This window comes from Pseudomonas sp. NFACC25 (genome assembly GCF_900100935.1).
Taxonomy (GTDB): Bacteria; Pseudomonadota; Gammaproteobacteria; order Pseudomonadales; family Pseudomonadaceae; genus Aquipseudomonas; species Aquipseudomonas marginalis.
Window position 1 is genome coordinate 743,096 of record NZ_FMUC01000001.1, and the last position, 20,306, is coordinate 763,401.

General features: G+C 52.7%; 18 protein-coding genes and 1 other RNA gene. 9 read left to right on the forward strand and 10 right to left on the reverse strand.

The annotated features are described in order from the left end of the window. The first annotated feature begins 307 nt into the window (after window positions 1-307). The 9 genes from BLQ09_RS30900 (at window position 308) to BLQ09_RS03575 (ending at window position 6,495) form a co-directional block, all read left to right on the forward strand. Window positions 308-532, forward strand: coding sequence for a hypothetical protein (locus BLQ09_RS30900; RefSeq protein WP_139202097.1), 225 nt, complete (start codon window positions 308-310; stop codon window positions 530-532). Window positions 533-694: 162 nt separating this feature from the next. Further along, window positions 695-892 (forward strand): hypothetical protein, encoded by a 198-nt coding sequence (locus tag BLQ09_RS03550; RefSeq protein ID WP_092355360.1) that lies wholly within the window; start codon window positions 695-697, stop codon window positions 890-892. Beyond that, window positions 882-1,136 (forward strand): hypothetical protein, encoded by a 255-nt coding sequence (locus BLQ09_RS30905; protein ID WP_139202098.1) that lies wholly within the window; start codon window positions 882-884, stop codon window positions 1,134-1,136. The genes BLQ09_RS03550 and BLQ09_RS30905 overlap by 11 nt, the downstream gene beginning before the upstream one ends. Further along, window positions 1,133-1,612: a hypothetical protein gene (locus BLQ09_RS30910; RefSeq protein ID WP_139202099.1), complete on the forward strand. Its 480-nt coding sequence runs from the start codon at window positions 1,133-1,135 to the stop codon at window positions 1,610-1,612. Before BLQ09_RS30905 ends, BLQ09_RS30910 begins: the two co-directional genes overlap by 4 nt. A 322-nt stretch (window positions 1,613-1,934) precedes the next feature. Then, window positions 1,935-2,495 (forward strand): hypothetical protein, encoded by a 561-nt coding sequence (locus BLQ09_RS03555; protein WP_092355363.1) that lies wholly within the window; start codon window positions 1,935-1,937, stop codon window positions 2,493-2,495. A gap of 1,235 nt (window positions 2,496-3,730) precedes the next feature. Further along, window positions 3,731-4,285, forward strand: a complete 555-nt coding sequence (locus BLQ09_RS03560) for a tyrosine-type recombinase/integrase (RefSeq protein WP_092355365.1) — start codon at window positions 3,731-3,733, stop codon at window positions 4,283-4,285. 500 nt (window positions 4,286-4,785) lie between these two features. Next, complete coding sequence (locus BLQ09_RS03565; protein ID WP_092355367.1) at window positions 4,786-5,022, forward strand: hypothetical protein; 237 nt, start codon at window positions 4,786-4,788, stop codon at window positions 5,020-5,022. Window positions 5,023-5,150: 128 nt separating this feature from the next. Further along, window positions 5,151-5,603 (forward strand): hypothetical protein, encoded by a 453-nt coding sequence (locus tag BLQ09_RS30915; RefSeq protein ID WP_139202100.1) that lies wholly within the window; start codon window positions 5,151-5,153, stop codon window positions 5,601-5,603. 649 nt (window positions 5,604-6,252) lie between these two features. After that, window positions 6,253-6,495 carry a helix-turn-helix domain-containing protein gene (locus tag BLQ09_RS03575; RefSeq protein WP_092355373.1) on the forward strand — a complete coding sequence of 81 codons (243 nt, stop codon included), beginning with the start codon at window positions 6,253-6,255 and terminating at the stop codon, window positions 6,493-6,495. 201 nt (window positions 6,496-6,696) lie between these two features. On the opposite strand, the gene BLQ09_RS03580 is transcribed toward BLQ09_RS03575, so the two are convergent. The 10 genes from BLQ09_RS03580 to BLQ09_RS03625 form a co-directional block, all read right to left on the reverse strand. Continuing rightward, window positions 6,697-7,338: a hypothetical protein gene (locus BLQ09_RS03580; protein ID WP_092355377.1), complete on the reverse strand. Its 642-nt coding sequence runs from the start codon at window positions 7,336-7,338 to the stop codon at window positions 6,697-6,699. Between the two features lie 155 nt (window positions 7,339-7,493). Beyond that, on the reverse strand, window positions 7,494-9,386 hold the full coding sequence (locus BLQ09_RS03585; protein ID WP_139202101.1) for an AAA family ATPase: 1,893 nt from the start codon (window positions 9,384-9,386) through the stop codon (window positions 7,494-7,496). After that, window positions 9,361-9,873 carry an ABC-three component system middle component 5 gene (locus BLQ09_RS03590; RefSeq protein ID WP_092355385.1) on the reverse strand — a complete coding sequence of 171 codons (513 nt, stop codon included), beginning with the start codon at window positions 9,871-9,873 and terminating at the stop codon, window positions 9,361-9,363. Before BLQ09_RS03590 ends, BLQ09_RS03585 begins: the two co-directional genes overlap by 26 nt. Then, on the reverse strand, window positions 9,873-10,325 hold the full coding sequence (locus BLQ09_RS03595; protein ID WP_139202102.1) for an ABC-three component system protein: 453 nt from the start codon (window positions 10,323-10,325) through the stop codon (window positions 9,873-9,875). The genes BLQ09_RS03590 and BLQ09_RS03595 overlap by 1 nt, the downstream gene beginning before the upstream one ends. 606 nt (window positions 10,326-10,931) lie before the next feature. Then, window positions 10,932-11,028, reverse strand: an RNA gene (gene ffs, locus BLQ09_RS03600) — signal recognition particle sRNA small type. Between the two features lie 146 nt (window positions 11,029-11,174). Further along, the gene (locus tag BLQ09_RS03605) at window positions 11,175-12,341 is read right to left on the reverse strand and encodes a zinc-binding metallopeptidase family protein (protein WP_092355391.1); all 1,167 of its coding nucleotides are present in this window, start codon (window positions 12,339-12,341) and stop codon (window positions 11,175-11,177) included. A 133-nt stretch (window positions 12,342-12,474) separates the two neighbouring features. After that, window positions 12,475-14,841 (reverse strand): NAD-dependent DNA ligase LigA, encoded by a 2,367-nt coding sequence (gene ligA / locus BLQ09_RS03610; protein ID WP_092355394.1) that lies wholly within the window; start codon window positions 14,839-14,841, stop codon window positions 12,475-12,477. Between the two features lie 86 nt (window positions 14,842-14,927). Further along, complete coding sequence (gene zipA / locus BLQ09_RS03615; protein WP_027603708.1) at window positions 14,928-15,791, reverse strand: cell division protein ZipA; 864 nt, start codon at window positions 15,789-15,791, stop codon at window positions 14,928-14,930. 259 nt (window positions 15,792-16,050) lie between these two features. Beyond that, entirely contained in the window at window positions 16,051-19,539 is a 3,489-nt protein-coding gene (smc, locus tag BLQ09_RS03620; RefSeq protein ID WP_092355397.1) for a chromosome segregation protein SMC, read from the reverse strand. 2 nt (window positions 19,540-19,541) lie between these two features. Further along, window positions 19,542-20,201 (reverse strand): GntR family transcriptional regulator, encoded by a 660-nt coding sequence (locus tag BLQ09_RS03625; RefSeq protein ID WP_027603706.1) that lies wholly within the window; start codon window positions 20,199-20,201, stop codon window positions 19,542-19,544. Window positions 20,202-20,306: the final 105 nt, after the last annotated feature.

Below are 20,306 nucleotides of genomic sequence, written 5' to 3' on the forward strand. Positions count from 1 at the left end.
ACTTCGCTGCAATCGAGAATGCTGCTGCGGCATCCGGTGTTTCAATCAATAAGTACGTGCATGACCGCGTAATGTTCAATGAGAGTTTGTAATGAAGGTGTTCCTTAATCCAGCATCTGTAAAACAGTTGGAAGCACTGATGGCACGAACTGGCAACACTAATCCAACTCACATGGTAAACGTGATGATCAGTACTATCACGAACAACCTACGTAAAGCAGACGCGAAGAAAGCATCTAACCATCATTCAATCCAAGTACTTTAACCACAAGTCAGAGGATACAACCATAAAATAAGGAATACTAATTTGAACTACATCACCATCCACCAACCTTCGCAACTAATCAAGACCGTTGTAACCAGTTCATTGCCACCAACACCTGATGGTGATCACGCATTTTATGCTGCTTCTGAGATAGTGCTAACCAAGTACTACAAGCTCAAATCCAAAGCAAACCGTCAAGGTGTACTGGTATCAGTTGGTGACTTGGCAGCAGCGTCACCATCGTTCTTGGAATCATTGCGACGCTAAGCCATTTCATTGGCCCAAACCGTGCAAATATTGGTACTCCTACCGTAGGTACGGGGTACGTTGTTTGGCACGTCTACAGGCCACGTAAACCGGGCATGTAAAGTGCCAAATCAGGCATATGTCTGCCTAGTTTCAATAAAACAACTAAAGGATAAACCTAACATGATCGAAACAACCATCGACCTTGACCGTCACCTTGCAATCAAACAAATGGCTCACTTCATACATTTGAAAAAATGTGCACTTGCAGTTGGCGACCACGTTGAAGTTCGAAGAACCACCGACATCATCGACCGCCTTACCACAGAGCATGGATTATCAGCGTTGCATGAAGCTCAGGAGAATTCAAATGAGCAGTAGTAGTTCGGAGCACGTCAGCATACAACTCACAAAAGCATTTGGACGACAACGTGCAAAGCAAAGAAAAGAACAACATGCACAGCAAGCAATGCAAGTACAGAAGATTGATAACAGCGCCAGTGATGCAAGTGTAACAACCACCACTGCCAACACCATCACTAAGCTCAGTGTTGAGCAATATCAAGCAACAATCATTCAGAAAATGCTGAATCACATTAACCAGAAAGGAAGAAATAAACCATGACTAATGCAAAGATTACTATTAGCGGAATTCCACCTAAATGGAGTGATGCTGAATTTGAAACCCGTGTTGACGGATGGGTTAACGTTTACAAAGGTACAACACAATGTATGGAGGTCGTCCGTACACCACTTCCCCATGACTTTCTTGAATTGGTAGCTACAAAAGTATCGGAAGGTTACACAGTGGCTCGCAATCAAGGCATTACAATTGCACAACTCGATCACCAGTGCTGGATGGTAAAACCACTATCACACCAGCAGAAAGATATTGATGACATTCGAACTCGTGTAAAATCTGAGTATGTTGAGTTCCTGGAAGCTGAACACGTTCGATATCAAAACTTGCTACGTCAACAACTTATTCAAGCAGCAGATGCGAAAGAACAAAAGAGGATTGATGACGCTCGCAACAAACGAATGTCAGAGATAGACAAGGAAGTGAGCAATACATTTTCTCCATTGGTCATTCCTGGATAACCGCGTGATCCAGTAAAAGATGCCGCAAGCGACACCATCTGTGACGCTCCATAACGCGTTTTGAGATCGCCCTCATGCAATCCAATCCAACGATGGTCCCGTACTGATTACTCAGTCTGTGCGGGGCTTATACATTAATCAGCTTTTTCCGCTTTTTGACAGTTGACAAGTTCTCTAAACTCTTTTTGGTCTAACGAACCATTTGACTCGTCTGAGTTGTGAGGTCTAACATCCGCCCGCTTCAAATAACTACACACCAAACCATCTGGCAGCTACCGAGAGGAATGCCTATGACTTGAACTTGGAAAAAGGAGAACAATCCATGTCGTACGACTGCGCTTTAAATTTGATTCCCACCACTAACGATTTTGCACCGACCAATCCGAAGGGAGCCGGCCGCAAACCCGCGTCTACTACCAATCCAATAGCCCATATTGCTATTGAAGTCCTGACAAATTCGCCGGGCGAACCGCACCCACTATGGCTCGACAATATTATATTTGGGAGCTGCCTCACAGCCGCTGGACAGTCTCAAAACGTCTGTAACGTAGCTATGAATGAAGTTGTAGGTGCATTGTATTTGCGGGAGTTCAAGGTGGATACATTGGTGGCTCAAGGTACACAGCTTCGAAAGGCTCAACGTGTTATCAAAGCTGCGCGACACGCTGCCCATGGAATCCATTGTTACCTACTGCGACGACCTGAACTGTTACGGCGCTATGAGGACGCGTACAAGGTTGAAGCCAAGCTCGCCTATTCCCATGTGACTCTCGTGTCTTACAAACAGATGCTGGATGTACCAGAGCACATTGTAGCTCTACGCTCAGCTGGTGATTACCTAGCGTACGGTGAGGCACTGAGGGCATTCCGTCAGCAGCATTAATTAGCATCGAAAGAAAAAAACTTCTGAACCATCCAACCAAATCATGACCAAAAACGTAAACACAGTCACTATTGATCATATTTTAATTAACGACGGAAAGAGAGAGAGCGAAAGCGAACGACTGTTAAAGCGAAAGCTCTGAATAGAATATTCTGTGGTAGTAGCCACAGGCAAGGTGTTAGAGACAGGAAAGAGAGAGGGGACAAGACCCCTCAAATTAAAAAGCGTGATCTTGTAGAACAACTCTTCTGTCGTTACGACAGTAATAACCTATCCTGTATTCACAGAAGAAGATCACAAGCCGGTGGGCTTATCGCTGATCCACCTCTGTAAAAGCATTCGCTACGCTCACTTTGCGGACATCTCTTGTATAGTAGAGTTATAAACTTCTAAACAATCACTACTGATTGACCAATCAGGTGTCATCATGCTCTGTGTATGCACACAGATTACAACTGGTGAACATTCAGGGAAAAGAGAGCAAGGCGAACCAAACACCAGACACTCCCTTCCACCGTCAATGGTGTACAACAACTTCAACAACGTTATCAACCCTTGAAACTTTAACCAGTAATCAAGGGTTTTTTGTGGGCAATGGTATTTACAACACTGCAATCATTATCAGGAACGTATCAGGCTGCAATCATTCGCATTCAGTTCCATTTGGAAGACCAACATGGTCGCAAACGCTGATTTTATATGGACTCAGTGAAGTATTCGTTTAAGTACAGTTGTCACTTTCTCTGTCATATCGTTTGGACTGAATGCAATCCAGTGGAAATCAGAAGAAAAATCCAGATTCAGCAGGCGCCGGGGATCATCCATCACAAACCTTTGCACAAACGCTGCGTACATTCCCACACGAGGTGTTAATGCCAACCCTGACCAGTTTGTCGATGTCAGCAGCATTGCTGCTATACGTCATTCAGGAACGTTTGAGATGGATGTTCAAACATTGGTAACAGACGTTGACGACGACAGCACAATCAGTTCCAAACGAAAGCCATCACGTTGTGCAACACGTCGAACATTCGAACGGTGTAGAAGCTTACGCATGATTTTCAGATACAACTGATTTTCAAATGTCATTCAGTTCCATTTGGAGCGAGCAACCATGGTTCTAATTGACACAATGCTATTGTGCAAATAAGCAAACCCTTTACACCCTTGCTATAGCCTACTGGCTCATGCTCTAATTTACATATCGAGCGAGAAATGCACGGAGTGGAAATTAGATGAACATTGTAGAAGCGGTGAAAACAACCGGCGAAGCAGAGACAATCTCACGCAAGCTTTCACTCAATGCCAAGGGCAATCCTCTGTACGCGGACATCTGGCGATTCGGTGTCAACACTGCGCTCCGTATCAGTGACTTGCTGAGCCTGACCTTCGACGATGTGAAAGGCGACATCCTGACGATCAAAGAGAGTAAGACCGGCAAGACTCGGTACATTGATTTGAATAGTTCCGCCAAGGCGATCATTGAACGTCGCAGGAAGGCACACCCAGCGCACACGTTCCTATTTCAAGTGGATAGCAACCGGGCAAAGGGAAAGGCTGTCAGCCGCGTTGCAGTAGGTGCCGCGTTCAAGGCTGTAGGTGATGAGATGAGTCTTCAACTGGGTACGCACTCAATGCGTAAAACCCGTGGTTGGTTGATGTACAACGGTGGTGTTTCAATCGAGATGATTTGCAAGACACTGAACCATTCCAGTCCAGCGGTGACAATGGCATACATCGGTATCACCCGTGCAGAAGTAGCTGCTATGTACCATGAGTTTGTATTCTGATATCCAGCTAGAGCCTCACAGAGCAACGATAAAGACTGAGTACGCGCCATGATGCCCGTATTCAGCTAACGCCACCTGTACGCGAATCTACGCAGTCTCACAGCCACCCACCTGACGTCATCCGCACACGGATTTTGTTTTTTCTGTAGCTGTCCACTTTGTATATGTCGAGTGTCCATTAAACGCTGGCGACCTATATACAACATTCCACCACCACGGATTTCAGTACCGTTAACATACGGATTCGACTGTGCAATTCGATTCCCAAAATAGGGGGTTGGGTAGTTTTGGGAAAAGTAAGATTGTTGTAGAATTCTTTAGCTTGCTCACACCTTCAGTTTAACCGCAGTGCAGGATGACAGTACTTTGGTGTGAGCGAGCTACTTTCAGGGGGCAGAGGTATCCGTGATGCATTGCTTGAGGCGGTCAGCTATCATCCACCGTGTCGAACGCTCACGCCCAATATCGTTGGGTATCACGACTCCATCACCGAGTGAAGAATGAAAATTATCTCAATATTATTCAACATTGCTTCATTGCTAAGCCTTGGCTACTTGATGATTGATAAAGGCATGCCGAGGAACGATGAATGGGGAATCATCATTGCTTTTGCTGGCGCAGGTATTAGCTCATTGATTTATATCTTTACCCATACTGGCAACAGTACTTCGTATTTGGGTCTTTGGCTTCAACGCAAGAAGCTTGAAGAGCAGAAAAAAATAGACCTGTTAAAGTGAGAGTAATTCGCAGGAGCACCATGCGAGTACCGATTCAACCTGAGATCGAGTTTCTGAAAGTGCAGCAGATGAGTATCTGAGGGGGATACAGTCCATCGTGAAGCCATCAACTGAAAAAGGGGAAGTTAGTGACCGGCAAAGAAATGGTTCATCATTACACCACTGAAAAGCACCACCTGCCTTTGATCCTTGTATCAGAGGCTTTGCTCCCCAGCAATGCAGGTGCCGAGAATGAACCTCCGTTATTATGGTTCTCTAAGGCTCAGCTTTGGGAAAAGACTGCAACCAAGATAGAACATATGGGAGTCGGTTTACGCGCGCTGACTTTTGCAGAGCAGCTAGTTAAACATGGGTGTGTTCGCTTTTCTCTGCCGGGCGATGATCCGCGCCTGATGAACTGGGTAGACGCCTGCAAGTACGCGGGAATTACCAGCACCGCCCGTCGTAAACTGGAGAAGGCGGGCAAAAAAATGGGTGGCTCGCCCATTGATTGGTATGCAATCTCAGGTGGTATACCGCTTACTGAGTTGAAGCTACAACGATATGATGGCTCCCAATGGGTGAACAGTCCGTCGCTTTAGGATGGTACCGATCATTCCAAAGGCCACCATATGTGGCCTTTTCACATCTATCACAATGTGATACGCCATGCTTATGCTCAACAGAGGCTAATCACTTACCTAATAACGAGAAAAGGATAAAGCCTGCGAAAATTGAGTATAAAACCCCGCGAGCAATCCAAAGCATTCTCCTCTCCTTCTCCGTAGGCTCGACCATTACATGCGCGTCACACCCCGCTACATTGTTGACGCTGTCTACGTCTGATCCGCAGTGTTTACACTTAACAGCCGCACAACGAATAGTCTCAGCACAAATCGGACAGGCTCGAACATCTTTATAGCTACCGACGGCTTCCTTCTGGCGCTTTCCGGCGATAGCCACTATTACACCAACTAGAAACATCAATCCGCCAATGAGAATGAGATTTTGCCGTTCTGCCATCAACCCAATGTTGTTAACCCGCCCTGCTCCCGAAGATACCGAGACATCCATGGCCAACGCACCGACTATACAAAGCACTCCTACTACGAGTACAAAATAACCAAAGTTCCGCATAGCGATTTCCCTAAAAATTAAAAGGCACCAGTTGAGATTCTACAGATTATCCCAAATTCAGATATCTGAAAACCGGATATAGCTTGCAAGGCTACCCTTCGTAGCAAGCCGACAATGTCCAAGACCATCTATCGCCGTGAGTACAATGTGCTGCTGACTCTAATCAAGAAGCACAGGAAAAATTCAGGACTGACTCAGGTCGCGTGCTCAAGGGCACTCGGACGCCCACAATCCTTCATGAGCGATGTCGAGACGGGATCAAGGCGCTTGGACGTTGTGCAGCTTCTAGACCTTTGCAAGGTATTGGGAATTGACCTGACAGACCTTATCAAAGAGTTTGAAAAGTCACTCTCGTAAGCACGACCGCAATTTTCCGCTGAAATTGAGCACCGAAAGGCAGGACGTATGCCATAGCTGTTTGAATGCGTCAGCACAGCAGAGGACTTAGCCCGCGTTGTCGCGGATCACAGCGGCGGAATCTGCTTACCCGCCAGCTACGATCCTCACTTAGTCCACCAAGAATGCCGCTAATGAGCGAGCGCCCCTTACCGCCCGCCGCTATCTCTTATCAGTGATTGAAGGGATCGGCCTGATCTGAAACTTTTTACTGAAGAGAGGAGACTTGAAATACTGACCAACACGTTCCGCACTCTCAATAAGAGCATCGATAACCTCCTCTAGCCCATCATCTTTAAATGCGGTGGAGGGATCATTCGACGGAAACGCGAGATCGGGATTTGAGGTAATGCAGGGCACCGAGGGATGACGAATTTCCTTTAAGTAAGCGAGAAAGGCACCCTCCGCCATCATCAAACCGTAACGCCGCCAAGCATACTTTTTTCCCCAGTAATACCCATCCTTGGCCTGGTGTGTCACACGCTGGTCATTCTTCGCTTTATTCTCTGCAAAGTCGTCTGAAGATTGTTGTTTGGCTGCAAGTAGGCTGAGGGTTTTGTTCACTGAATCAGCTTTCCCCATCGCCGAAGGTTCAACTACTCTCCTCCCATCAGGTTTGACGGTGAAACCAATATTGTACCTGTCTCCGTTTACGAGCACAGGCGCACTGTTAGCTTCGAATTGGTAGATGGTTTCAGTAGTAGCGGGAGTAAATTGATGCAAATACTTACCCGTCGACAATGGGGAGATAGTATAGCCACTAATGATCACATCGTGGTGGGTCCGCAGGTCTCTTGATTTCATTGCTCAGCTTCCATGTAGGTGACTGCCTTTATCATGATGTCAATGCGCCGCCAATTCAAGAGCCACCAACGTCCAGTATCCACTCATACACAGAGTATCATGGTCAATCAGCGGGTAATCTTTCGACATCCCTCCCTTCTATGATCATCGAGCCATCACCGAACTTTTAGACTCTTCGCATCTTCAGTGAAGTGTGAACCGACTCTTACACCGGGTACATCCAATTCGGGATGGATCGTTTTCGTAGCAATAATAATTTGGTGATCTACCCCTTCAGCTGAGAAGTACTTTTTGATGTTCATTTGAAGGTTTTGAGATCGTTGATCTTCCAATCCAAAATTCTCGATACCATCCAAAATCAGAAGTCTTGGAAAACGAACATAATCTTTAACCAACGAAAGCTTCAAAAGTGCCAGATGAAAGGCGTTATTCAAATAAGATATAGAACTCTCGGAAAAATATGTCTTCCCATTTACAGAAACCCTACTAGAAGCGAAATCATATTCAACCTCCTGAGCCTCCTTGAACTCCCTCTCACTGCCTGAGTCAGACTTCAGAAACGCAATAACAGTTTCCGATATGATAGAGTGAACTTCCCCTGGCCGTACTCTTGCAAGCCCTTCTTTGAGCTCAATAGAGCTTTTAAGATGAGAAACGCTACTCTGCAGCTCCTCTCTTTTACTTGACAACGCTGTTATAGCGTTTCTCAACTCCTCAGTACGCTCCAAATCTACTATTTTCTGCTCAAGCTCTCCGACTTTCGTATAATAAACGAACAAGCCCTTTTCTAGTTGGCTGTTATGGACAGAAACTGTAGCAATTGACTTTGTCACGGCTTGCCTCAACTGCCTCTCGCACTCTTTCTTCTTCTTACTATTTTCACTTAAAGCTTCATTTTTTCGATCATATATCTTATTTGACTCACGCAACTGAATACTAAGCTCGTTCTTCATTCTAAGCATATTAGTATTTCTACGAGTCAAATAGTCATCACTTCCACAAAGCGAACATTCATCGCCAGCCACATCAGGGAGTTCTGAAAAACAGCAGGGGCACACTTTGAAGGCAACGGAGCTCAGCACACTGCCAGCCTCTAGGGAATCATTTACCTCTTGTAGTTTCTGATTTAGCTCACTAAGAAACAACCTAATATCTTCGACTTCAAACTCCAGATCGCGCTGGGCAACCTCAAGATCAAACAAAGCCTCCTTAATTTTTGTGATTTCCGCAGCCGACTGATTTGTGGCTTGTTTTTCTTGCTTATACTCAAGCTTAGCTTCTTCTTGCAGGGCAATAATTTTTTCCCTGATAGAGTTTATCTCTTCAAGGTAAGAAGCCCGCAGTTGCTCAGTCGTAAATAACTCGGACGAAATTTGTGTCTTCCCTAAGACACTAGTAATGGCTCGTATTTCGGAAATAATTTTATCTAGTGCCTTTTCACTTCTACCAAGCTCAATTTTTTCATCATAAAGATCATTATCGTAAAGCCCACAAAGATATTTTCCGATTGCCTCTCGCTTGAATGCAGAGTCAAAAGCCTCTATGTTGAATATACTTGAAGGAGGATTCGCCTGATTGCTATAAATCAGCCTTAACAACTGGTGCATTGTTAAGTTCTCACTTGCATCAAGCTTTACTTCCGGGACACCAAGAATCTCAAATAATTTTTGCGAGAAACTTTCTTTGGCTCCAGAGTTATAAGGATAAGAAAACCACTCCGTGCGGCCCGCCCTCAAACCTGAAGCAAGATCACCAAAGAAAAATTGCATGCTGGCACGTTGAGTTTGAAGTGCTCGACTTAACGTTACCGTTTGTCCATTCAACTCACATTCTATAAAAACCTCGTCGCACGAGCCAGCCTCTTGCTTCCAATGCTGAACTTCATACCCTAGGCCGTAAACTAACAATTGAACCACGGAGGTTTTTCCTCCCCCGTTACAACCTGAAAGAATATTCAGACCGGAGTGAAACACCTCATCATATACGGCATCTCCAGATTTTGCCGCAAGAAGGCGTTTAATTTTAATTGTTGGCTTGCGGATAATCATATTTAAAATCCATTAGTTTGCTGGCTGCTTTAAGTCCTGACTTACCGAGGATCGGCATTTGCGTCAGATACTTTGCCTCAAAGTTCAAAGCTTCCCTAGATATACTACTATTATCGCCGCATACAATCTTCTTCAAAGCCCCTGGTATTTCATTTTTACTAAACTTAACAACAGAGCCATCATCAACATGCAAAAAACCTATGCTCTCTGCCATCTGAAGCGAGGCAAAAAAAATCGGATTCATTCGATTGAAAAGAGTATATGGTTCAAAATTATTATAAGGCGACTTGTACTTTTTAAATTTATTCTTTTCCTGCATAACCTCGCGCGACAAAGGCATATCTGCGATATGAGCAGGAAAGGCAAGTAAAAAGTTGAAAATCTGCAGCCGCTCGACTTCTATTTCATCGCTTACGCTGAAGTCACAGATTGCAGCGAGTCTCAACAGTGTATGAATTGGATCGAATGCTTTATTATATAGGAGCATTATTTCCACTCCAAATGGCAGTTCCCAGTAAGGAAATAAAGCATCCCTTTTATCTGCCTATTATAAATATTCAACACATTTTCACCTAGATTTTTTCTTATTTCTGCTTCTAGGTGCTGCGCAATTAGCTGTTCAGCGACTAATTTAGTCACCCCACACGTTATATGAGGCTTAATTTTACCATTGAAAACGCTAGCCACCTCATCCAGAAGCAATGCAATCATTTTTTGTGCTGATTTGAAGTTCTGATTTTTCATAATCAGCATTGAAATTAATTGCTTTAGCTCTTCGGCCTCTGCGACCAACTCACCAAGGTTCACTTCCGCAAGTTTAGTTTCTAAATTTCGTATATCGTATTTTTGACTATTATAGTGCAACAACTCATCAATCAGACTATCAACTTCCGCCCCATTCCTCACCTCATCCTTATACACATCTACCAGCAAATCCATTTGCGTTGGTCTCGGAAGAATATTCTGATTAATTACGTCACGCCCTACATACGATCCATAAAAATTAGAGTTCTTTATCCTGTTTAGGAGCCACCCCATTAAAATCTCTCCCTGCATACGGTCCGTGGAACGTGCTGTTTTTTATATTATTCTTTGTTCCACCCTTAAACTTAATCATCACTTTTACTCCCAACCCGAGTACAGCGAGACCACCCAATACGATTAATCCATAGACAGCAAGATCATTCAATTTCAATTCCCCTTTATCAGTGAATCACCTAACTCTTAATACGTAAAACCGACACCTAAAATGCCGCAAATACGCGCAACCGAGGCGGAAGGTGCAATACCCCTCTACAAGCAAGGTGCCACTATACATCGACCAGCGTAAAAGCCAATGTATTGAGTACTAGGAAATTATTTGGGATGCCGAACAATAGCTGAAGGAAGGGCGACAGGAAGTGACGATGATTTGGAGGAAAAGGCTTTCAATCAGATAAAATCGCCAGCATAGTGCACCACTCTGGTGTACCTAAACGCTGTTCCACTGCGAGATTTTTGACTGTGAAATCCTTGAGAATTCAAGGACTTACGTTATGGAGGCAACCCCACCAGCCACACCCCGGCACACAATGTTCCCGCTGTGGCTGCTGCCTTCCGGCTCTGACCAGGTTCACGGGTAATCGTTGCGGGGGGACCGATGGGGTCACCATAACGACGCTGGCCTCTCGGCAAGCGGGGCCATTGTACCGATCTCATCGGAAGTTACAACCGTTGGCGACGGATTAAAAATATGAAGGGGTTCAAGCACTTGCCATGGCCGTCAGCATCCCCTCCCACAGGGGTTCATCATTGTGCCTGCAACACCTCGTCCGCCCGGCCACCCTCTTCCTGGATCACCAGGTGGATGAAGTGCAGCTTGGCGATCACCGCCGGTGGCAGCACGAATGGGTAGAAGTCCGGCTGGCCCATGGCGCGGGACAGTTCATTGAGCATGCCCGCCAGTTCGATCCAGGCGTTGACGAAGGACAGGAATGCCACGCCGCCGGGATGTTCGGGGTCGTAGAGAGTGGTGAGTGGGAATGGCTGGTAATCCAGGTCCATCTCACGGGCGCTCATGCCAAAGCCCAGGGCGGTGTCGACGGCGTCCATCATGTGCAGGTAGTGGGCCCAGGTTTCGGCCCAGTCTTCCCAGGGGTGCATGGTGGCGTAGGCACTGACGCAGGTTTGCTGCCAGTCGGGGCGTGGGCCGTTCTGGTAGTGCTGATCGAGGGCGTCGGCGTAACTGGCGCGTTCGTCGCCGAACAGGTTGCGAAAAGGCTCCAGCCAGTGGCTGTTGGCGATCAGGCGATCCCAGTAATAGTGACCGACCTCATGGCGAAAGTGGCCCAGCAAGGTGCGATAGGGTTCGCGCATCTGCACGCGGATTTTTTCGCGGTGGGCGTCGTCGGCTTCCTTGATGTCGAGGGTGATCAGGCCGTTGGCATGCCCGGTCATGGGCGCGTTGCCTTCCAAGTCGATGCCGACGAAGTCGAACGCCAGGCCGCTGTCCTCGTCGACGCTCTTGGGCACCACTTGCAGGCCCAGGCTGATCAACTGCGCCACCAGCCGACGCTTGGCGGTCTCCACCTTGCGCCAGCGCTCAGGGTTCTCCGGGATCGACAGGTCGGGGATGGTGCGGTTGAGGCTGCACGCCACGCACAGCGGTGCGGTGCTGTGGGCGGGAATCAGCCAGTTGCAGGCCGCCGGGGTGTCGAGGTTGGCACAGCGGCGGAAGGCGCCGGCATCGAGGTTGTCGTCCTGTAGCCAGGTGCCTTCCACAGGCCCCGGCTGCAGGGAGGACAAGCGGCTTTGCTGCGGTTGATAGCCCAGCACCGCGTGGCAGGCCAGGCATTGGCTGTTGCGAAAGAACAGCGCTTGCCCGCACCGGCACTGCCACACCTTGCTGTTACGCGAGGTTTCGGCCATGAACGGTGCGGCGATGCGCGAACTGAGTTGCTCGAAGTAGCGGAACATGGCGATCTCTCCCTGGGTGACTGAGACTAGATCATCTGGGACTCAGGATCGTTCCACTTTCTTCAAGGGCGGCTTCGCAGCCTGGCGCGGGCGGTGCGACGATTCGACAAGCCCGCTCACCACCGGCGCTGCGTCAGACCGAAATGTTGTGTTTGGCAAGGAACGCGACAAAGGCCTCTTCGTCCAGCACCTTCAACCCCAGTTCGCTGGCCTTGGCCAACTTGGAGCCGGCACCCGGCCCGGCCACGACGCAATGGGTCTTTGCCGACACGGAACCGGCCACCTTGGCGCCGAGGCTTTCGAGCTTGTCCTTGGCCACGTCGCGACTCATCAGCTCCAGGGAGCCGGTGAGCACCCAGGTATGCCCTGCTTCGGGCAGGCCTTCGACCACCTTCTTCTCGCTCTGCCAGTGCATGCCGAAGTCCTTGAGCTGCTGCTCGATGGCCAGGGCATGGCTGGCGTTTTCCGGATTATCAAAAAACTCGCGCACGGCCTTGGCCTGCTTCTCCGGCAGCGCCTGGCGCATGTCGAGCCAGTCCGCCTTGATCACACCTTCCAGGCTGCCGAACTTGTCCGCAAGTTTCTGCGCGGCGCCGGGGCCGACGGAGGGTACGTGCAGCTTGTCGAGGAAGCCGCCCAAGGTGGTACTGGCGGCGAACTCGGCGCTCAGCTCGCCCTGATCCTGCAATTGCAGGCCGCATTCATCAGGCGACAGCAACGCGCCGATCACGTCCTGGTTGTGGCTGTCTTCGAAGAAGCTGTGGATCTCATGGGCCACTTCCAGGCCCACATCCGGCAGGTACGTCAACACTTCCGGCAAGGCCTTCTGCACGCGCTCAAGGGACGCCAGGGAGCGCGCCAACACCTTGGCCGTCTCTTCGCCCACATCGGGAATGCCCAGGGCGTAGATAAAGCGCGCCAGGGTCGGGGTCTTGCTGTTTTCGATGGCGGTGATCAGCTTCTTGCTGGAAATATCGGCAAAGCCTTCCAGGTCGATGATCTGCTCGTATTTAAGCTTGTAGAGGTCGGCCGGCGAACCGATGAGTTTTTCATCCACCAGTTGCTCGATGGTTTTGTCACCGAGCCCGTCGATGTCCATGGCCCGGCGCGAGACGAAATGGATAATCGCCTGCTTGAGCTGGGCACCACAGGCCAGGCGCCCGACGCAGCGGTACACCGCGCCTTCGCTGACGGTTTCCTTGCCCTTGCTGCGCTTGACCAGCTGGGTGCGCTCCACATGGGAGCCGCACACCGGGCAGCTTTCGGGGATCTGCACCGCGCGGGCGTGTTCCGGGCGGCGCTCGGTGACCACGGAGACGACCTGCGGGATCACATCCCCGGCACGGCGGATAATCACGGTATCGCCGATCATCAAGCCCAGACGCGCGACTTCATCCATGTTGTGCAGGGTGGCGTTGGACACGGTGACGCCCGCGACCTTGACCGGTTTCAAGCGCGCCACTGGGGTTACGGCGCCGGTGCGGCCGACCTGGAACTCAACGTCGAGCAACTCGGTGAGTTCTTCCATGGCCGGGAACTTGTGCGCGATGGCCCAGCGCGGCTCGCGGGCGCGAAAGCCCAGTTCACGCTGGGAGGCGATGCTGTTGACCTTGAACACCACGCCGTCGATTTCATAGGGCAGGCTGTTACGTCGCTCGCCGATATCGCGGTAATAGTCCAAGCACTCCTGGATGCCCTTGGCCAGTTTCAGCTCATGGCTGATGGGCATGCCCCACTTCTGCAGTTGCTTCAAGTTACCGATATGGGTGTCGCTGATATCCCCGGTTACCTGGCCGATGCCGTAGCAGCAGAACTCCAGCGGACGACTGGCGGTGATCTTCGAATCCAGCTGACGCAAGCTGCCCGCTGCCGCATTACGCGGGTTGGCGAAGGTCTTGCCGCCGACTTCCAGTTGCGAGGCGTTGAGCCGCTCGAAACCGGCCTTGGACATGAACACTTCGCCGCGCACTTCCAGGGTCGCCGGCCAGCCGCTGCCGTGCAGTTTCAACGGGATATTGCGCACGGTGCGCACGTTGACGCTGATGTCCTCGCCGGTGGTGCCGTCGCCACGGGTGGCGCCGCGTACCAATTCGCCATCCTGGTAAAGCAGGCTGACCGCCAGGCCATCCAGCTTCGGCTCACAGCTGTATTCCACCGCCGCGCCACCGCCGAACAGATCACCCACGGGCAGGTCGAGCCCCTCGGTGACCCGGCGATCAAATTCCAGCATGGTGGTTTCATCAAACGCATTGCCCAGGCTGAGCATGGGGATCTCGTGACGCACCTGGGTGAAGGCTGACAATGCCGCACTGCCGACCCGCTGCGTCGGCGAATCCCGCGTCACCAGCTCCGGATGCTCGGCCTCCAGGGCCTTGAGCTCGTGGAACAGGCGGTCGTACTCGGCGTCCGGAATGCTCGGTTCATCGAGCACGTGGTAACGGTAGTTGTGCTGATCCAGTTCAGCGCGCAGTTCGAGGATGCGGGTGTGGGCGGCGGTCATGGGTGTTCTCTCATAAAGCAAAAGAGCAGCCGAAGCTGCTCAAATGTTGGTGCGCTTATTCTAATGACAACGCTGGAAACCAATCCTCAGCGTTTCTGTGTCAGGGCGCGACGCTCGAACTCGACGATGCGCTGACGGTAGTGTTCGATGGTCTGGGCGGTCAGGACGCTGCGTTGGTCGTCCTTGAGCTCGCCGTTGAGTTCCTGGGACAGCTTGCGGGCAGCGGCCACCATTACGTCGAAGGCTTGTTTCGGGTGACGCGGGCCCGGCAGGCCGAGGAAGAAGCTCACCGCAGGGGTGCTGAACAGGTCGATGTCGTCCAGGTCGAAAGTGCCTGGCTTGACCGCGTTGGCCATGGAGAACAGCACTTCGCCGTTGCCGGCCATGCTTTCGTGGCGGTGGAAAATATCCATCTCGCCAAAGCGCAGGCCGCTTTCGAGGATGTTCTGCAACAGGGCCGGGCCCTTGAAGCCGGCGGCGTCGCGGCAGATCACGCTGATCACCAGCACTTCTTCGGCGGCAGGCTGATCGTTGACGGATTGACGCGGCGCATTCTTGCCGGCGTTTTCATCCGGGAAATCGTCATCACGGCTGCTGAAGCTCGGGCCTTCATCGACATCGAGGTTCAGGTCACCCTGATGGGGTTCGGCAACAGCTGCACTGGCGCGCTTGCCACGCTTGGAAGAGGGCTCGCGGGCTTCACGCACCGGTGCACTCATCGACGGCAGGTCATGCTCGTCCAGTTGCGGTTCCTTATGGGTATCCAGCACACGGGGCGGCCCCAGCAGCTCGGCGCTGCCGTCGTCGTCGGGCAAGTTGGACAGGTTGCGGTCCAGACGGAATTTGAGCTTGCCCTTGCCACCGCGCATGCGGCGCCAGCCATCAAAAAGAATACCGGCAATGACAATAATGCCGATGACGATCAGCCACTCGCGCAGACCGATTTCCATGTAATCCCGTGCCTCTAATAAAAAATGCTGAAAAATAAGGGGTTTAGCACCGTGCAAACCGCTTTAAAACGTGGCGCCAACTCTATGTTCTGACTGACGTTTTGCCCACGCACACGAAAAATTGACATTAAACTAGCACGACCAAAGATAACTTTACACCGTCTGTCAAAATGCCTTGAACAAATATGTCCATTTGCCACTTTCACCAGGCCGGTAAATCACCTGACATCGCGCTGAAAACTTTCGCTCATGGCGCAGCTCAGGATTCCACCATCGCCATCGCTTCTTCGACATCCACCGCGACCAAACGTGAACAACCCGGTTCATGCATTGTCACCCCCATCAACTGATCAGCCATTTCCATGGCGATCTTGTTGTGGGTGATATAGATGAACTGCACCGTCTGGGACATCTCCTTGACCAGTCGCGCATAGCGTCCAACGTTAGCGTCATCCAATGGGGCGTCAACTTCATCGAGCATGCAGAACGGCGCCGGGTTCAACTTGAAGATGGCAAACACCAGAGCCAACGCGGTCAGGGCTTTTTCGCCGCCGGACAACAAATGGATGGTGCTGTTCTTCTTGCCCGGAGGCCGCGCCATGATCGTTACCCCTGTATCGAGTAGATCTTCGCCCGTCAGTTCCAAGTAAGCGCTGCCACCACCGAAAACTTTCGGGAATAACGCCTGTAAACCGCCATTAATCTGATCAAAGGTATCTTTGAAGCGGTTGCGGGTTTCCTTGTCGATCTTGCGGATCACGTTTTCCAGGGTGTCCAGGGCTTCCACCAGGTCGGCGTCCTGGGCATCCAGATAACGTTTGCGCTCGGACTGCTGCTGGTATTCATCGATGGCCGCGAGGTTGATCGCGCCCAGTCGCTGGATACGTGCGGCAATCCGTTCAAGTTCTTCCTCGGCTTCTTTCTCGCTGGCCTGGGCGGTCAAGGTATTGAGCACGCCATGCAAGTCGTAGCCGTCTTCGAGCAATTGGTCTTGCAGGGCCTTGCGGCGCACGGTGAGGGCTTGCCATTCCATGCGCTGTTGTTCGAGCTGGCCGCGAATCAGCTGGGATTGCTGCTCGGCCTGGGTCCGGCGTTTTTCTGCGTCGCGCAGTTCGCGGTCGGCGTCTTCCAGGGCGATCTGCGCGGTCTTGAGTTCTTCGTCGACGGTCATGCGCTTGTCGAGCAACTCTTCAAGCTTGAGGCGCAGCTCTTCCAGCGGCGCTTCGCCCTCCTCCAGGTTGAGGCTCAGTTGCTCGCGTTTTTCGGTGAGGCGTTCGGACTGCATCTCCAGGCGCTCAAGGGCCTGGGCCGTGGACGCGTGCTGGGCCTTGAGCGAACCCAGGCGCACGGCCAACTGATGGGCGTGGTCCTTGTGCTGGCGGGCTTCCTGGCGCACGCGGTCGAGGCGTTCGCGCAGGCTGTCACGCTGGGCCAGCAGCAATTCACGCTGCTCGGTGTCCAGGGCCATGCTGTCGAGGGCCTCCTGCAACTGCAGGCGCGCTTCGCCGATCTGTTCGTGTTCCAGGGCGCGCTGTTCGCCCATCTCAGCCACTTCTTCGTCGAGGCGGGTGCGGCGCAGGGTCAGTTGCTCGGCCTTGGCTTTGCTCGCGGAAAGCTGGGCTTTCAATTCGCCTTGCTGGCGCGCTTCGTCCTGCAACAGGCGCCGCAGGTGTTCGCGGCCGGTCTCTTGCTGGCGCTGGGTGGCGCGCAGGGTTTGCAGTTCGGTTTCGAGGCTTTCCAGGGTGGCTTCGCGTTCTTCGCGCTCGGCGATCAGGTTGACGATTTCCTGGCCTCGGGCCAGAACGCCGCTTTCCGCTTCACTGGCGCGGCGCACCCGCAGGAAGTGGCGGCCGACCCAGTAACCGTCGCGGCTGATCAGGCTTTCGCCGCCCGCCAGTTGACCGCGCTGGGCCAGGGCCTGTTCCAGGGACTCCACCGGCTTGACCTGGCCCAGCCACGGCGACAGGTCAATCGCCGCTTCGACCTTGTCCAGCAGGCTGCCCGGCACTCGCGTGCCATCAGCGGCGGGGCTGAGCAAACGCAGATCGCCCTGGGCGAAGCCGGCCAGGTCGAAGCCGCCAAAATCATCCACCAGTACGGCTTGCAGGTCGGCGCCTAGAACGGTCTCTACCGCCAGCTCCCAACCGGCTTCAACTTTCAAGCCTTCGGCCAAGCGCGGACGCTCGGCCAGGTGCTGGTCACGCAGCCATTCGGCGGTGCCGGTGCCTGGGTCCAATGCCGCTTGCTGCAAGGCTTCAAGGGACGCCAGGCGGCCGTTAAGCCGCTGCAAATCACCCTGGGCCTGCTGCTGGGCCTGGGTCGCCTGTTGCAGTTGCTGACGCAATTGCTCCAGGCGCTCCACTTGTTGTTCTTCGCTGGCTTCCAGCTCTTCCAGCGTCATCTCGCTTTCGGCCAGTTGCTCGCTGAGCTCCATGATCGCCGCGTCTTCCGGGTCGGCGGCAAGCAGCACGCGCTCTTCCTGCAGGCGACGCTGGCGCTCGGCCAGGCGTTCCATGCTGGTTTCCAGTTGCTGGATGCGCGACTGCTGCACCTCGGCCTGGCGCCGCGGTTCGGCGGATTGCAGGTTGAAGGCGTCCCACTGCTCCTGCCAGCCGTGCATGGTGGTTTCGGATTCTTCCAGCGCAGCGGCGGCCTCTTCGGCGGCGGCGTTGGTGATGTCCTGCTCGGGGGTGAGCATGTCCAGCTCTTCGCCCAACGTCAGCAGCAAGGTGCGGTCGTGGCCCAAATGGGATTCGGTTTCCAGGCGCGCGCGTTCCGCTTCCTTCAAGTCATCCTGCAACTGACGCAGGCGCTGCTGGCCGTGCTGGATGCTTTGCTCGACCCGGGCGATATCACCGCCCACCGAATAGAAGCGGCCCTGCACCAGATTGAAGCGTTCGGACAGGTCATGGTGCCCGTCGCGCAGGCGCTCGATGGCGGCGTCGGCATTGCGCTGCTCGGCCACCAGCGCTTCAAAGCTGATTTCCTGGGTGCCGATGATCGCTTCGCGCTGACCCACCTGATCGTTCAACGCCTGCCAGCGCAGGGCCGACAGTTGCGCCTTGAGCTGACGCTCTTCGCCCTTGTATTCCTGATACTTCTCGGCCGCCTGGGCCTGGCGGTGCAGGCGCTCCAACTGGCGCTCCAGCTCTTCGCGCAGGTCGGTGAGGCGGGCGAGGTTTTCATGGGTGCGGCGGATACGGTTTTCGGTCTCGCGGCGGCGCTCCTTGTACTTGGAGATGCCGGCCGCTTCCTCGATAAAGTTGCGCAGGTCTTCGGGCTTGGCTTCGATCAGCTTGGAGATCATGCCCTGTTCGATGATCGAATAGCTGCGTGGGCCCAGGCCGGTACCGAGGAAGATGTCGGTAATGTCCCGGCGCCGGCACTTGGTGCCGTTGAGGAAGTAACTGTTCTGGCTGTCGCGCGTCACTTTGCGGCGGATCGAGATTTCCGCGTAGGCCGCGTATTCGCCGATCAGGGTGCCGTCGGAGTTGTCGAACACCAGTTCGATGCTCGCCTGGCTCACCGGCTTGCGGCTGGTGGAGCCGTTGAAGATGACGTCGGTCATCGACTCGCCACGCAGGTTTTTTGCCGAGCTCTCGCCCATCACCCAGCGTACGGCGTCGATGATGTTCGACTTGCCGCAGCCATTGGGCCCGACCACTGCCGCCATGTTACTGGGGAAGTTCACCGTGGTCGGGTCGACGAAGGATTTGAACCCCGCCAGTTTGATGCACTTGAGCCGCACGTTTAGGCGTCCGCCAACGCAGCGATGACCAGCGAGCTGCTGCGCTGGCAGTAGGCCGACAGCACCTGGCGGATCTGCTCCAGGTCACGGGCGAGTACGGCGGCGAGCAGTTGCTCGAACAGCGCCAGGTACTCGCTCATGGACGCCTTGCGCTGATCCAGGGCCAGGTAATAGGCACGGTTCATCGCCGGCTGCAGGTTTTCGACGGTTTCCTGCAAATACGGGTTGTTGGCAAAGGGGTACGCGGCGCGCATCACATTGAAGCATTCTTCGACAAAGGCGCGGATGTCCTGGCGCTCGAAATTGCTCACCAGGCGCTGCTGGATCTGGACGAACGGCGCCATGTCGGCCTGGGTCTGCCAGCCCTGGGCGACCGCATTGCCAAGCAGGATATACAGCTCACTCATCAGCGTGCACAGGCTCTGCACCTTGTGCGCCGTGAGCTCGGTCACATGGGCGCCACGGCGCGGCAGGATCGCGATCAGGTGGCGGCGTTCGAGGATCAGTAAAGCTTCACGCACGGAGCCACGGCTGACATTGAGCGCCAGCGTGACTTTCTGTTCCTGGATCCGCTCTCCAGGCTTGAGATCGCCGCGAATGATACGTTCGGCGAGGTGGTGAGCGATTTGCTCGGCGAGACTGTCCGGCGCCTTGAACGTCATGTTTTCCCTTCAAAATCGTCTATCGGTACAAGCGCGGCAGTGTAGCGCATTGGCCCGCTGATGGCGCTACGCCCACCGTGGCGAATTTGGCATGAAATAAGCAAC